The sequence below is a fragment of the Roseomonas gilardii genome, from assembly GCF_001941945.1.
GTDB lineage: Bacteria > Pseudomonadota > Alphaproteobacteria > Acetobacterales > Acetobacteraceae > Roseomonas.
In genome coordinates, this window is record NZ_CP015584.1 from 491,527 (window position 1) to 504,996 (window position 13,470).

General features: G+C 68.8%; 12 protein-coding genes and 2 pseudogenes. 7 read left to right on the forward strand and 7 right to left on the reverse strand.

Annotation, left to right across the window (positions count from 1 at the left end):
- Positions 1–527 precede the first annotated feature (527 nt).
- Positions 528–1,274, reverse strand: a complete 747-nt coding sequence (locus RGI145_RS21745) for an AraC family transcriptional regulator (RefSeq protein WP_208864016.1) — start codon at positions 1,272–1,274, stop codon at positions 528–530.
- A 229-nt stretch (positions 1,275–1,503) separates the two neighbouring features.
- Here RGI145_RS21745 and RGI145_RS21750 point away from each other — a divergent pair, with 229 nt between their 5' ends.
- Together RGI145_RS21750 and RGI145_RS21755 are read left to right on the forward strand one after the other, a co-directional pair.
- Positions 1,504–2,823 (forward strand): tetratricopeptide repeat protein, encoded by a 1,320-nt coding sequence (locus tag RGI145_RS21750; protein WP_075800602.1) that lies wholly within the window; start codon positions 1,504–1,506, stop codon positions 2,821–2,823.
- A gap of 10 nt (positions 2,824–2,833) precedes the next feature.
- A complete protein-coding gene (locus RGI145_RS21755) occupies positions 2,834–4,075 on the forward strand; it encodes an MFS transporter (protein WP_075800603.1) in 1,242 nt (413 codons plus the stop codon).
- Positions 4,076–4,406: 331 nt separating this feature from the next.
- Here RGI145_RS21755 and RGI145_RS25890 read toward each other — a convergent pair.
- Positions 4,407–4,778, reverse strand: a pseudogene (locus RGI145_RS25890) (IS21 family transposase); the annotation flags it as partial.
- Between RGI145_RS25890 and RGI145_RS24805 the strand changes: the two are divergent.
- Together RGI145_RS24805 and tnpB are read left to right on the forward strand one after the other, a co-directional pair.
- On the forward strand, positions 4,758–4,907 hold the full coding sequence (locus RGI145_RS24805) for a transposase (RefSeq protein ID WP_083671352.1): 150 nt from the start codon (positions 4,758–4,760) through the stop codon (positions 4,905–4,907). The pseudogene RGI145_RS25890 and the gene RGI145_RS24805 sit on opposite strands and share 21 nt — an antisense overlap.
- 87 nt (positions 4,908–4,994) lie before the next feature.
- Complete coding sequence (tnpB, locus tag RGI145_RS21765) at positions 4,995–5,213, forward strand: IS66 family insertion sequence element accessory protein TnpB (RefSeq protein ID WP_075800604.1); 219 nt, start codon at positions 4,995–4,997, stop codon at positions 5,211–5,213.
- Positions 5,214–5,317: 104 nt separating this feature from the next.
- On the opposite strand, the gene RGI145_RS21770 is transcribed toward tnpB, so the two are convergent.
- The 4 genes from RGI145_RS21770 to RGI145_RS21785 are packed head-to-tail and all read right to left on the reverse strand — an operon-like array spanning position 5,318 to position 9,436.
- Positions 5,318–6,610: an NAD(P)/FAD-dependent oxidoreductase gene (locus RGI145_RS21770; protein ID WP_075800605.1), complete on the reverse strand. Its 1,293-nt coding sequence runs from the start codon at positions 6,608–6,610 to the stop codon at positions 5,318–5,320.
- Between the two features lie 7 nt (positions 6,611–6,617).
- Positions 6,618–7,796 carry an ABC transporter substrate-binding protein gene (locus tag RGI145_RS21775; RefSeq protein ID WP_075800606.1) on the reverse strand — a complete coding sequence of 393 codons (1,179 nt, stop codon included), beginning with the start codon at positions 7,794–7,796 and terminating at the stop codon, positions 6,618–6,620.
- Between the two features lie 14 nt (positions 7,797–7,810).
- Entirely contained in the window at positions 7,811–8,620 is an 810-nt protein-coding gene (locus tag RGI145_RS21780) for an ABC transporter permease (protein WP_075800607.1), read from the reverse strand.
- A complete protein-coding gene (locus tag RGI145_RS21785; protein ID WP_083671451.1) occupies positions 8,621–9,436 on the reverse strand; it encodes an ABC transporter permease in 816 nt (271 codons plus the stop codon).
- A gap of 212 nt (positions 9,437–9,648) precedes the next feature.
- Between RGI145_RS21785 and RGI145_RS21790 the strand changes: the two genes are divergently transcribed.
- Together RGI145_RS21790 and RGI145_RS25895 are read left to right on the forward strand one after the other, a co-directional pair.
- On the forward strand, positions 9,649–10,761 hold the full coding sequence (locus RGI145_RS21790; RefSeq protein WP_075800609.1) for an ABC transporter ATP-binding protein: 1,113 nt from the start codon (positions 9,649–9,651) through the stop codon (positions 10,759–10,761).
- 139 nt (positions 10,762–10,900) lie between these two features.
- Positions 10,901–11,842: pseudogene (locus RGI145_RS25895) on the forward strand (amidase); the annotation flags it as partial.
- Here the strand turns inward: RGI145_RS25895 and RGI145_RS25495 are convergent.
- Complete coding sequence (locus tag RGI145_RS25495) at positions 11,801–12,787, reverse strand: VOC family protein (protein WP_167668417.1); 987 nt, start codon at positions 12,785–12,787, stop codon at positions 11,801–11,803. The pseudogene RGI145_RS25895 and the gene RGI145_RS25495 sit on opposite strands and share 42 nt — an antisense overlap.
- Positions 12,788–12,939: 152 nt before the next feature.
- On the opposite strand from RGI145_RS25495, the gene RGI145_RS21800 reads away from it, so the two are divergent.
- Entirely contained in the window at positions 12,940–13,191 is a 252-nt protein-coding gene (locus tag RGI145_RS21800; protein WP_237183323.1) for a helix-turn-helix domain-containing protein, read from the forward strand.
- The last annotated feature ends 279 nt before the right edge of the window (positions 13,192–13,470 follow it).

Here is a 13,470-nt window from a genome sequence, read left to right on the forward strand (position 1 = left end):
GTGCAGAAAGAAAACTCTGCCGGGCGGCCTCTTGCGCATCGATTCTGCTTTCCACAGCATGAAGTTTGAAGGCTGAACCTGTCGTGGAGACGGACGTGACATCGAGGCTGTCCCGGCGCCTACCCTCCTGAAGCCGTTCCGGGCGCGCGCCGCCGCGCCGGTCCGCATCGGCTACCAGAAGAACGGATCGCTCGTGATCCTCCGCCAGCAGCACCGGCTGGAGGCGCTGAACGCCGGTGCGGTGGATTTCGGCGCGACCGGCGACACGCCCCCGATCTTCGCCCAGGCCGCCGGCGCGGATCTCCGGGCTTGCGCGCGAAGGCGTAGCCCAGAGCCCGCTGTGTGCGGTCGTATTTGTTGATGCCGGGCTTCCGAAGGATGGGGTTCCATGGCGAGACACCGAGCCCACGACGTTGAGGTGTAGGAATAATGGACGTGATCTGACGATCACCGGCTCGGTGACTGGGCATGCTTGCCGTAGCTGCCCCTTCCTCCAACAATTCCTTCGCCGTGCCACAGATAGAGGGTCAGCGTGTCACCAGTGACATCATGCGTCCACGCATATAGGTCTGGGGACCGCACCCCATGTCGGTCCGGAAGGCATAGATGAAAGCCGAGCTTGAGCCATAGCCAAGTTCCATGGCCGTCTGCGTCACATCCATACCGCCGCCCAGCAGCTCGATCGCCTTGAACAGCCGCAGGCGCCGTCGCCAGGACCGGAAGCTCATACCCAGCTCCGCCTCGAAGCGCCGGGCAAGTGTCCGCCCGGACATGCCGAGTTCCGCGCCCCATGCCTCTGGTCCGCGCGGATCGGCCGGGTCGGCATAGATGGCCTCGCACACCGTCCCCAACGAACCACTGCGGGGCCAGGGAAGGGCGCCAGGGAGAGGCTTCGCGCGCCGGAGCTGATCGAGAATCAGTCCCATGATGCGGCCGGGATAGCCATCGGAAGCATCCTCTCCCTCGATGGCGGCGGCCTCGATGATAAGCGCCTGGAGCAGCGGCGACACCTGGAAGACCGTGGGGCTTTCCGGCAGGCCGATGCCGACCTCATCAGCAATCCAGAGGCTGCGGAACTCGGCGCCGAGCAGTGAGCCGACCCGGTGCTGCAAGCCCGTCGGCAACCAAACGGCCTGCTCCGGGGAAATCACGAAGGACCGTCCCTCGACCGCAACCGTCAAGGCGCCGGAGATGGCATGGACCACCTGATGCCAGCGATGCGCGTGATCGGGAAAGTAGTGGCGCGCCGGAATGGTTTGTGCGCGAACCGTCATCGGCTGGGGAGCCCCCAGGCCAGGCGGTGCCGCAATCGTCTCCCACCGCATGTGGTTCACCCCGATATTGACCAGAATTCTACATATAATGTCGTTTGATCGAGATACAGACAAAATCTGTCGCGGTATATCGTTGCCGGGCAGAAAATGGTTCTGCCTGCCTCGCGGCCGCAACGACAGGAAATCGTCCCGCGTAGCGCCTGCCCTATTTCCGGAACGAGGATCCCGCATGGCGCGTTCCGACAGCCGCGGCCTGCCGATCTCGACCACCTCCGACCGCGCGGCCGAACGCTACCGCGAGGGGGTCGACCTCATGCTCTCGACCTGGCCCGGCGCGGCTGAGGTTCTGGACGAGGCGATCGCGGCCGACCCGGATTTCGCCCTGGCCCATGCGGCCCGCGCACGCCTGCATGCCATGCGCGCCGAGCCCGCGCAGGCCAAGGCCCGGATCGCCAGGGCCGCCGAGATCGTGGTCCACCAGGGGACCGAGCGCGAGCGCAGCCATGTCGCCGTCCTTTCCCTCGCGATCCATGGGCGCTCGGCGGAGGCGCTGCGGGCGGTGTACGGCCATGCCGACGCCTGGCCACGCGACATCCTGGTGCTTTCGCTGCCGCTCGGCGCCTTCGGGCTGCTCGCTTTCTCCGGTCGGGCCGACCACGACCAGGCACGGGTCGATCTGTGCGAACGCCACGCCGGGCAGTTCGCGTCGGATGACTGGTGGTTCCTGACCTATCGCGGCTGGTCCCACGCCGAGAACGGCAATGTGGCCTATGGTCGCGACCTGACGCAGCGCGGCTTCGACCTTCGCCCCCAGAACGCCAATGCGGCGCATGCCCTGTCGCATGCCATGTACGAGGGCGGCGCCAATGACGAGGCCGACCGACTGATCCAGGCTTGGCTGCCGGGCTACGACCGCTCCGGCATCCTGCACGGCCATATCGCATGGCACGCGGCCCTGGCGGCGTTGGAGCATGGGGACACCGAACGGGCGCTCGCGATCTATGGCGCGCACGTCCAGCCCTCCGCCTCCTCCGGCAACGCCGTCAACGTGGTCAGCGACACCGCGTCCTTCCTGTGGCGGCTGCAGGCCTATGGGCACCCGGTGCCGGACGGGCTCTGGCAGGCGGCGGCGGCCTATGCCGCACCCGCCTTCCCGGATGCGGGTTTCGCCTTCGCCGACATGCACATGGCCCTGCTTGCCGCCGCCACGGGCGACAGGGCAGGGCTGGAGCGGCGCGTGTCCGTCCTGATGGGGCTGATCGAGGCGGGGACGCTGGCGGCGGGACCCGTGGTGCCCGCGATCTGCCGGGCTGCCCTCGCCTTCGCCGATGGGAACCATGCGGAGTGCGTCCGCATCCTGGAGCCGGTCGCGGCCGAGGTGGTGCGTGTCGGCGGCAGCGGTGCCCAGCGCGAGCTGGTGGAGGACATGCTGCTTCTCGCCTTGATGCGCGGTGGCGATGCCGCCCGGGCAGGGGTGCTGCTCGACCGCCGCCTCCACCGCCGCCCGTCCCCGCGGGATAAGGCCTGGCACGGCCAACTCACGGCCTGAGGAACCCTTCATGTCGCAAGCCGATCCCGTGACCACGGCTCTCGCCGCACCCTCCCGCGAGGAACGCGGCAATGTCCTGCGCCTGTCCATCGCACAGGCGCTCGCGGGTGCGAACTCGACGGTCGTCTATGCGACAGGCGCCATCGTCGGCAACAGCCTGGCCCCCAGCCCGGCCCTGGCCACCCTGCCGATCTCCATCTTCGTGGTGGGAATGGCGGCCTGCACCTTGCCTGCCGGCCGCATCGCACAGCGCCATGGCCGCCGCAGCGCCTTCCTGGCGGGAACAGGGAGCGGCGTGTTCGCAGGCCTGCTCGCCAGCCTGGCGGTGCTGCTGAGCTCCTTCTGGCTGTTCTGCGTGGCCACCTTCCTCGGGGGCGCCTATGCCGCCGTGGTCCTGTCCTTCCGCTTCGCGGCCGCGGACTGCGCACCGCCGGCGCGGCGCCCGCGCGCGCTGTCGGCCGTCATGGCGGGCGGCGTCTTCGCCGGGGTCCTGGGCCCTCAGCTCGTGACCTACACCATGGACCTGTGGCGGCCCTACATGTTCGCGGCCAGCTTCGTCGCCCAGGCGGTCGTGGCGGCTCTGTCGGCCATTGTCCTGCTCGGCGTCCGTCTGCCCGCGCCGACGGCCGCCGAGACGGCGGGCGGGCGGCCACTTCAGGTCATCGTGCGCCAGCCGCGCTTCGTCACCGCCGTGGTCTGCGGGGTCGTCTCCTATCTGTTGATGAATTTCGTCATGACCGCGGCCCCCCTGGCCATGCACCTGTGCGGCCTGTCGCAGGAAGCCGCCAATCTCGGCCTGCAATGGCACGTCATCGCCATGTACGGGCCGAGCTTCTTCACCGGACGCCTGATCACCCGCTTCGGCGCCTCCCGCATCGTGGTGACCGGCCTGCTGCTGACGGCTGCCTCCGCCGCGGTCGGGCTGCTGGGCATGGACGTCGCCCATTTCTGGATGACCCTGATCCTCCTCGGCCTCGGCTGGAACTTCGGCTTCGTGGGCGCTTCGGCCATGGTGCTCGAATGCCACCGTCCGGAGGAGAAGACGCGGGTACAGTCGTTCAACGACTTCGCCGTGTTCGGGACCATGGCCTTCGGCTCCTTCCTGTCAGGCGGGCTGCTGACCTCCTATGGCTGGAACACAATCCTATGGCTGTCCTTCCTGCCCGTCCTCCTGGCCATCGCCGTGCTCGCATGGACCGCGGCCGCGCGCTCCGGCGGCAACCGGCTTCGCAGGACGCCAACGTCCAGCTGAACCCTGTTTCCATCCGCCGCAAACAAAGGATAGAGACGAATGGCCACAGAAAGCAGGTTGCCATTGGCCCGAGCCACTCTCCTGCCGGCTGCCATCATGTCGAGGGTCCCGATCCTCGTCTCACCGCCCATCTGGCTGGTGATGCGGAAAGGTTGACACATCGCACCCAGAAAGCCCCTCCCGCAGCGCGGAGCAGCGATCACATCCCTTGCCGGAAACAGACGCGGTCATGCGAACCAGGGTCGCCATCATCGGCGGAGGCCTTGCCGGTCTCTGCGCCGCCAGTCTTCAGCTCAAGGCGGGGAACAGCCGACGGTTACATCTGTCGCGCGACCCCGCCAAAGGCGGCGAAGGCGCCCAGGTGGCAGCCAATCCAATCCGGCAGCGACTGCGTCCAGCGCGCCTCCGCATAGGTCAGGTTGGACGCGCCCAGGGCGGCCACAAAGATCTGCGCCTGGCGGACCTCGCCCGTGGCGCCGTCGATGATGCCCACCGTCTGCCCGGCGTAATCGGCGAATAGGCGCTCGCCGGCGGGATGGATCTACCGCATAGTGAGGGACAACCGCCCCCGCCATGCTGCGTACAGATCGCAGAACCGGCTGTAGCCATATCCCTTCGGCTGGGTGGCCCGGTATTCCTCCCAAAGCAGCAGAAGGGTGACGCCGGGACGGCGTAACTCGCCATGAACCCTGGCCACGCCCGGATCGTCGAGGAGGCGTTGGTGCCCGGCGCGGTGGTGGCGGAGGTGGCTCGCCGTTGGCAGGTCTGCCCGCAGCAGGTGTTCGGTTGGCGGCGGGGGCAGCACGACGTCCTGCCGCGTCTGTGGAGGTGAGGCTGACCGGTGCCGTGCTGTGGGTCGGGCCTGACACGGGCGCTGCCTTGCTGACGATGATCCTGCGGGCACTGCGGCGCTGGAGGCATGATCTCGCTACCGTCCGGGGCGCGGGTGCTGCTGGCGACCCGGCCCGTGGACTTCCGCAAGGGGGCGTATGGCCTGGCGGCCGAGGTGCTGGGGCAGGACCCGTTCTCGGGGGTGGTCCTGGTGTTCCGCTCGCGCCGCGCGGACCGGATCAAGATCCTGGTCTGGAAGCAGCTCGAGGGTGGGGCGTTCCAGTACCAGGTCAGCGTGAACCGATAGGGGCGCCCCGGGGCCGCAGGGGCGCGGGCGGCCCCGGGGTCAAGCCGGCCCGATCTCCGGAGGGCTCCCTCAACCACCACGCCAGGAAATGCGATGGCCCGGCGCTACAGGCCGAGCCGGTCCCGGATCGCGCCATAGGTGACCCGGGCAGCGACACCGAGGCGGCGGAAGCCGTGAAAGGGGATGGTCCTCAGGTCGGTGATCGGGAAGTCGATCTCCTCCTGCGACGCTCCCATGACGCGTCTGGCGACCTGCTCGCCCATCGTCGTCGCCATCGCAACGCCACGGCCATTATAGGCGAGGCAGGCGATCACGCCGGGCGCCGGCTCATGCAGATGCGGATAATGGTCGGTCGTGACGGCGAGCTGCCCGTTCCAGAAATACTCCCACCGCGCCTCCGCGAGCTGCGGCCAGAGGCGCAGCGCGTAGCGCGTCAGGCGCCGGAAGTTCACGGGATCGGAGGTCTCCCGCCCGATGCTGCGCCCGCCCATCAGCAGGCGGTTCCAGGCGTCGAGCCGATAATAGACGGTCAGCGAAGCGATCTCGAACAGCACCGGCCGGTCCGGCATGATGGTTGCGGCGATGCGGTCCGGCAGGGGCTCGGTCGCCGCGATCCCGCTGAAGACGGGCACGATGGAACGCCGCAGCCCGGGCCAGAGATCGTCGCTATAGGCATTGGTGGCCAGCACCACCTTCTCCGCGGTCACGGCCCCGCCGGGTGTGGCGATGCGCCAGGACGTTCCCTGGCGCTCCATGCGCAGGGCTGGGGAGCCGCCATGGATCCTGGCCCCGGCACGCTGCGCGGCATCGGCCAGGCCCCGTGCATAGCCGAGCGGGTTCACGCTTCCTCCCCGCCGGTCGATCGAACCACCGAGATAGCGCGCGCTGCCGGTCAGCCTCCGCATGCCCTCGGCATCGAGGATCTCGACCGGGCCGCCCCGGCGCGCATTGTCCTCGGCCGTCGCCCGTATCGTGCCCAGCCCGTTCGCGTGGAAAGCGCCGCGGATGGTGCCGCCCTGATGCGCTTCGCAAAGGATCTGGTGCTGCTGGACGAGGGAGAAGACCTTGTCCGGCGCGGCGTTGGACATGGTGACCATGCGTCGCCCGAGTTCGGGCCCGAAATCCCGCTCGACCTCGGCGGGATCGTGCTTGAGCCCCGGATTCACCTGCCCGCCATTGCGCCCCGAAGCGCCCCAGCCCGGTTCATGGGCCTCCAGCACTATCACGTCCACCCCGCTCTCGGCGAGGTGGAGCGCGGTGGAGAGGCCCGTGAAGCCGCCGCCCACCACCGCGACCGAAGCGCGGTGCTCTCCTTCCAGCGGAGGCGCGGCGACCGGGGCCCGCGCCGTGGCGGCATAGAGGCTGCGCGGCAGCGGGCGCGCAGAAAAGGCGTTCATTCTCGCATCATCCCAGAAGGAAGCGGTTCCACTTGGTCTTCACCGCATCCAGGTTGGCGGCCCACCAGGCCGAATCGTAATTGATCAGCTTGCCCTTGATGTCCGGCGCGGTGGGCAGCAGCTTGAGCCGGTCGGGAGGAAGCAGTTCCGCGGCCTTGTTGTTCACGAAGCCATAGGTGATCAGCGATGAAAGCCGTGCCTGGGGTGCCGCCAGCGTGATGAAAGCGGCGAATTTCTGCGCGTTCTCGCGGTTCGGAGCCCCCTTCAGGATGGCCCAGCAGTCGTTGCGGAGCAGTTGGTCCTGCCAGACGATCTCCACCGGGGCGCCACTCGCCTGGATCGTGGCGATACGCCCGTTCCAGGCCGTGGCCATGACCACCTCGTCGTCGTTCAGCAACTGCGCCGGCTGAGCGCCCGCGCCCCACCACTTCACCACATGGGGCTTCAGCTCGCCGAGCTTCGCGATCGCCTTGTCGATATCGATGGGATAGACCTTGTCGCGCGCCGCACCCGCCGCCAGGGCGCCGAGCTCGAGGTCCGGGCTGAGCGAGCCGCCGCCCATCAGGGCGCGAGGGCCGGGGAATTTCTTCACGTCCCACAGGTCGGCCACAGTCGCGGGCTTCACCGCCTTGAAGGCATCCGTCCGGTAGGCATAGATCTGCGCATAGGGCAGCATGTCGACGAAGAGCTCCTTGCGGAACACCGGGTCGATATTCGCCGTGTCGAAGAGCTCGTAGTTGATCTTCTCCCAGTAATCGCCCCTCGCGGCGAGGGCGGCCACGGACGCGCCTTCCTGCTCGGTCACGTCGTACTCGATGTTCCCGGTATCCACCATCGCCTTGACCTTGGCGATGTCGGGGCCTTCCGTCTCCACCACCCGGATGCCGGAAAGTTCCTCGAACGGCTTGAAATAGGCGCGCCGCTGCGCCTCCTGCAGGCTGCCGCCATAGGAACAGACACGGACCACGCCGCTGCCCTTGAGCTTCTCCGGAATGGAGCGGATCTCCGGCAGGGTCACCCCCTGCGCCAGGGCCGGCGGTGCGAAGCCCTGCGTCAGCGCGGAGGCCGCCGCCGCCGTCAGGCCGAAGCTGGCCGCCCGGCCGATGAAGCGCCGGCGGGTGAACTCCGCCACATGGGGTGGCTCGGCGGCGAGGCGCTCAAGAAGCCTCGCAATGCGTTCGTTCATGGGGACGTCTCCTGTCAGGATCCGTTGGAATGGCCGGAGCGCAGCCGCGCGGAGCGACGCCGCAGGTACTCCCCGCCCAGCATCAGCGCGGTGGTCAGCACGATCAACAGGGTCGAGGCCGCCGCGATCGTCGGGTCGAGGTTATAGTTCAGCTGCTCCCACATGCGGCGGGGCAGGGTGACGGCACCGGTGCCGGCCAGGAAGAGCGCGATCAGCAACTCGTCGAAGCAGACCACGAAGGCGAAGACCGCGCCAGCCGCGATGCCGGGCCGGATCAACGGCAGCGTGACCTGCCGGAAGGCACCCCAGGGCGTGGCTCCCAGGCTGAGCGCCGCGCGTTCGAGGCGCCTGTCCACGCTGCTGAGCGTGGAGACCACATTCACGACGACGAAAGGCACGGCCAGTGCGGTCTGGCCAAGGATCAGGGCGATCGGGCGGCCCACCAGGCCGAAGCGGGCATAGACGTAGTAGAGCCCGATCGCCACCACGATCCCGGGCGCCACGATCGGCGACAGGATCAGCGCCTGCACCAGCCCCCTTCCCGGAAAGCGGCCGCGCGCGAGGCCGATCGCCGCGGGCACGCCGAGCAGGACGGAGAGCAGGGTCGAGACCAGCGAGGTCCACAGGCTCATCAGGGCGGCGCTGGTCCAGGCCTCGTTCCCGAAGAAGGCCCGGTACCAGCCGAGGCCGAAGCCCGGCGGGGGGAAGGAGAGGTAGCGCGCGGTCGAGAAGGAGAGGGGGATGACCACGGCCACCGGCAGGACCAGGAAGCCGAGCACGGCCACCAGCGTGGCGATCAGCAGGGCGCGGCGCAGCAGGGCCATCTAGCGCCCGCCCTGCAGCACGCGCCCGAGCGGGACCACCCTGGCCAGCAGGGCGAAGACCAGGGCCACGATCAGCAGCAGGACCACCGCCATGGCCGAGGCGCGCCCCCAGTTGAGCTGGTTCACCAGGTCGCTGATCAGCATCGCGATCATCACGTCGGATCCGGCACCCACCAGCACCGGGGTGATGTAGAAGCCCACCGACAGCGCGAAGACCAGCACGCAGCCCGCCGCGACACCGGGCAGGGAGAGCGGCAGGACCACCTGGCGGAAGGCGCCCAGTGGCCCGGCACCCAGCCCGTTGGCGGCCTGCACCAGCCGCCAGTCCAGCCCGCGCAACGTCGCGGTCAGCGGAAGGATCATGAAGGGCAGCAGCACATGCACCATGGCGAGATAGACCGCCAGCCGTGTGTTCATGAGTTGCAGCGGCGTGTCGATCAGGCCGCTCGCGACCAGGGCGTTGTTGATGATGCCCCGCCGGCCGAGCAGGGCCATCCAGGCATAGGTTCGCACGAGGATGCTGGTCCAGAGCGGGATCAGCACCAGGATCATCATCAGGTTCGCATGGGACTGCCGCATGCGCGCCAGGGCATAGGCGACCGGATAGGCCAGCAGCAGGCAGAGCAGGGTCACCACGAGGCTGATCTGCATGGTGATGCCGAGCACGCGCCAGAAGACCGGATCGCCGAGCAGCGAGACGAAGACCGCGCCCGTCAGCCCTTTCTCGGTGAACAGGCTGCGCGACAGCATGGAGAGCAGCGGATAGGCATAGAAGACGACCATGTAGAGCAGAAGGGGCAGCACCAGCAGCAGCATGGCGTGCCGTGTCCCGAAGCCCGGCCGGCCCATGACCCCAGCCCCGGATCCCCGGGCCGGGCGCGCGATCCCCAGGCCTTCTCCTGTCGGCGCGGGCAGGCTCATGGCTGGCGCGAGCCCCGTGGTGCCCGGCTGACCCGCGGTGCTGGACAGGCGGTTTTCGTCTCGTCCATCCTGAATCCTCGAAACTCGGAAGAGGTCAAGCAAGCCGGATGCCAGATGATGCCGCGATCGCCCGCCCCTTGATCTCCGGTGCCGAGATCACCCTGCAGGACATCACCAAGCGATATGGTGGCCATCCTGCCATCGACCGGCTTTCGCTGTCGATCCGGCGTGGGGAGTTCATCAGTTTCCTGGGCCCTTCCGGGTCGGGCAAATCCACCACCCTGATGATGATCGCCGGCTTCGAGACCCCGGATTCCGGCCGGATCACCCTCGCCGGACAGGACGTCACCCGACTGCCCCCGCACCGGCGCGGGATCGGGATGGTGTTCCAGAGCTACGCACTCTTTCCGCACATGACCGTGGCGGAGAATGTCGGCTTCGCCCTGAAGCAGCGCGGTGCCGGCAAGGCCGAGATCGTGGACCGCGTGCGGGAGGCGCTGGACCTTGTCCGCCTGTCCGCGTTCGGCGCCCGCTACCCGCAGCAGCTCTCCGGCGGGCAGCAGCAGCGGGTGGCCATCGCCCGGGCGGTGATCTTCAACCCGCCGGTGCTGCTGATGGACGAACCGCTCTCGGCCCTCGACAAGCAGCTGCGCGAGGAGATGCAACTGGAGATCAAGGCGCTGCACGAGCGCCTGGGCATCACCTTCGTCTATGTGACGCATGACCAGAAGGAAGCCCTGGTGATGTCCGACCGCGTCGCCGTGATGAATCACGGGAGGATCGAACAGCTCGACGATCCCGCCACCCTGTATGACCGGCCCGCCAACCGCTTCGTCGCCTCCTTCGTGGGGGAGGCGAACTTCCTGGCGGTGGAGGATGCGGGTGCGGAGGGTTCCGGCTTGCGCCGCCTCTCGCTCGGCGGTTCCGTGCTCCGTGGCGTTGCGGCGTCTACCGCCACGCCCGGCCAGGCCTGCATGATCCGCCCCGAGAAGATCGGCATCCTGCCGGCCGGCAGTGCGGTGCCGCCGGAGCGGAACTGCCTGGGCGCCACGGTGCGGGAGGTGACCTTCATGGGGGAGCTGACGCGCTGCGTGCTGCAGCTCGATGCCGGCGGCGAGCCCGTCATCGCGAAGCAGCAGCACCGGGCGGATGCGGTCGTCCTGAGGCCGCAGGATCGCGTGACGCTTGCCTGGGCAGTCGAAGACACCCTCCTGGTGTGAGCCTTGCACACCACGCTGGCAGTGGACGACCGCGGCGCGTTTCCGGGATGGCCATGATCGACAAGGCCATCCGGCCCGTGCTCTTCCAGCTCCATCTCCGGGCTATGCGGTCCGGCTTCGCCTGTCAGGAGTGTGTCCCATGCCGCAGACCGAGATCTGGCAACGTTCCGCCACGGCGCTTGCCGCGGCCTTCCGCGCCGGCACGCTGCGGCCGAGCGAGGCGCTCGCGGCGGTCCTGGCGCGGATCGAGGCGGCGAATCCCGTGGTGAACGCCTTCGCCCAGCTCGATACCGACGGCGCGCGGCATGCGGCGGCCGAAGCCGATGCGCGCTTCGCCGCCGGTACGCCGCGCGGCGCCTTCGATGGCATTCCCGTCAGCATCAAGGACAACATCACCGTGGCCGGGCTGCGCTGCGCCTGGGGCAGCGAGGTGTACCGGGACTTCGTGCCCGAGGCCGACGAGACGCCCGTGGCCCGCCTGCGCGCGCAGGGCGCGGTGATCCTGGGCAAGACCAATGTCTCCGAGTTCACGCTGGGCCGCGGCAATGTCCACACATCGCTCTTCGGCACCACGCGCAATCCCTGGAACCCGGCGCTGACGCCGGGGGCCTCCACGGGCGGCGGCGCGGCGGCCGTCTCCTCGGGCATGGGGCCGGTGACCCTGGGCACGGATGGCGGCGGGTCGATCCGCCGGCCAGCGGCGCATTGCGGCCTTCTGGGCCTGAAGCCGACGACCGGCCGCGTGGCGCGCCGCAACGGGCTGCCCACCATCCTGCACGATGCGGAGATCATCGGGCCGATCGCGCGGACCGTGGACGATGTGGCGATGACGTTCTCGGCCATCCAGGGGCCGCTCGACGAGGACCGCGCCTCGCTGTTCTTCGACGCCGCCGAGGGCGAACCGGTGGCGCCGGAGGGACTGCGCATCCTCTACGTCCCGCGCTTCGGCAACTGGAAGGTGGAGGAGCCGGTGGCGGAATCCTGCGCCCGCGCGGCACGGAACCTCCAGGCGCTGGGCCATCATGTCGAGGAAGGCGTGCTACCGGCCGATCTCTCGATCTTCGAGGAGTACTGGCCGAAGATTGGCGCGGCCGGCCTGGCCTGGTTGCTGCGGGGCAGGGAATGGAAGGGGCGGATCGGGGAGATCTACGAGGAGATGGTACGGCAGGGGCAGGAGCTGACTGCCTCCGACTACCAGGATGCGCTGACCGGCTTCCGCGAGATCTACGCCCAGTTCGCCCGCTTCTTCCGGAGCTACGAGCTGCACCGCGTGCTTGTGCGGCCCCGTCTCGATGAAGACACCCGCCTCCAGGAAGGCGTCGGCGGCCTGCAGGATCGCCTCGCGGCTATCGAGCGAGAAGGTGACGTGGTGGAAGCGGCCGGGGACGCCGTGCGCCTCCTTGGTGAAGGCGAAGTCGTAGGACTTGTTGTTGGAGGTGAGCCACATGCCCGCCTCCTCGCCCGTGTCCAGCTCGATGTGCTCCATGCAGCGCAGGCCGAGGTTGCGCTGGAAGAACTCGCGGCAGGCGCGGACATCGACAGCGAGGCAGTTGAAGTGGTCGATCCGCCGCACGTTCACCCCGCGCGCCGGGTAGCGCTCCGCCTGGTTCTTCAGCGACGTGCGGCGGTCGGGCGGCGCCTGGTACCACTCCGTGTCGTAGTAGATCTCGAAGACGTGCCCGTCCGGGTCGCGGAAGCGCCAGCCGGTGCCGTGGCCCAGCTCCCCCTCCTGTGGCGTCACCTCCGCCCCGTCCGCGCGCAGGGCGGCGACGCGGCGCTCCAGCGCCTGCGGGCTGCGGGCGCGGAAGGCGGCGTGGCCGAGGCCGGAGGTCTTCGAGGCGGTGAGCTGGAGCGAGTACCGCTCGTAATCGTCCCAGCCGCGCAGGTAGACGCTGTCCCCCTGCCGGCCGCTTTCCGTCATGCCCATGACGTCCGTGAAGAAGCGGAGGGATTCCTCGGGCTTGGGCGTCAGCAGCTCGACATGGCCCAGATGGGCGATGTCCAGGATCGGCTCCGGCGGGTGCATGGCGTGTCCTCCCCAGGGGCGGGGCCGCTGTCCCGTCCGGCGCCCGGCTTCGGCATGGACTCCGGGGGCACTTCTACGAGCGGCGGGGAAGAGATGTCTTATCGCTTTTGCGGCGCGAGCTATCAGCGTCCAGCATATCGGCGAAGCCGCGCATGGTGATCTTGGCGATGGTCTCGCGCAGGCAGGCGATGAAGGCCGCGGCGGCCGGGGAGAGCAGCGCCTGCGGCTGGAGGCGGGGCGCTGCGGGGCTGGACCGGACCTACGTCAGCGGCATCGAGCGTGGCTTGCGCAACCCCACCCTGCTGGTGCTGCTGCGCTTGGCGCAGACCCTGGAAGTGCCCGTCACCGAGTTGCTGGAGGAACCGCGAGGGCGGAGGGGATCGCAGCTACAGGGTAAGCGCTGACGCGCGCCCAACCACGACCGGCAGTACGCCGCCCCGAGTTCGGGCCGCGCAGCATGCTCGGGGTACAGGTGCGTACCGTAGTGGCCTGCATCGTGCCGCCTATCAGTGGTGTCACGGGGAGCCACCGGTCTTCAACCCACCCTGCCAGGGCGTCCCAAGCAGATCCTCCCACTCTGGCAGCCGGTCTGGATTATCCAGGAGTGCCAAGAGGTGAAGGCCGTGGCTGTAACCGTGGCTCAGCCCTATCAGACCCCAGGACGGCACCGCGGATCACGTCCA

Excerpts from the sequence above, each read along its gene's own strand:
- RGI145_RS21780 (WP_075800607.1), bottom strand. The coding sequence starts at position 8,620 with ATGGCCCTGCTGCGCCGCGCCCTGCTGATCGCCACGCTGGTGGCCGTG.
- RGI145_RS25495 (WP_167668417.1), bottom strand. The coding sequence starts at position 12,787 with ATGCACCCGCCGGAGCCGATCCTGGACATCGCCCATCTGGGCCATGTC.
- RGI145_RS21790 (WP_075800609.1), top strand. The coding sequence starts at position 9,649 with ATGCCAGATGATGCCGCGATCGCCCGCCCCTTGATCTCCGGTGCCGAG.
- RGI145_RS21775 (WP_075800606.1), bottom strand. The coding sequence starts at position 7,796 with ATGAACGAACGCATTGCGAGGCTTCTTGAGCGCCTCGCCGCCGAGCCA.
- RGI145_RS21745 (WP_208864016.1), bottom strand. The coding sequence starts at position 1,274 with ATGACGGTTCGCGCACAAACCATTCCGGCGCGCCACTACTTTCCCGAT.
- RGI145_RS21785 (WP_083671451.1), bottom strand. The coding sequence starts at position 9,436 with ATGCTGCTGCTGGTGCTGCCCCTTCTGCTCTACATGGTCGTCTTCTAT.
- RGI145_RS24805 (WP_083671352.1), top strand. The coding sequence starts at position 4,758 with ATGAACCCTGGCCACGCCCGGATCGTCGAGGAGGCGTTGGTGCCCGGC.
- RGI145_RS21800 (WP_237183323.1), top strand. The coding sequence starts at position 12,940 with ATGGTGATCTTGGCGATGGTCTCGCGCAGGCAGGCGATGAAGGCCGCG.
- tnpB (WP_075800604.1), top strand. The coding sequence starts at position 4,995 with ATGATCTCGCTACCGTCCGGGGCGCGGGTGCTGCTGGCGACCCGGCCC.
- RGI145_RS21750 (WP_075800602.1), top strand. The coding sequence starts at position 1,504 with ATGGCGCGTTCCGACAGCCGCGGCCTGCCGATCTCGACCACCTCCGAC.
- RGI145_RS21755 (WP_075800603.1), top strand. The coding sequence starts at position 2,834 with ATGTCGCAAGCCGATCCCGTGACCACGGCTCTCGCCGCACCCTCCCGC.
- RGI145_RS21770 (WP_075800605.1), bottom strand. The coding sequence starts at position 6,610 with ATGAACGCCTTTTCTGCGCGCCCGCTGCCGCGCAGCCTCTATGCCGCC.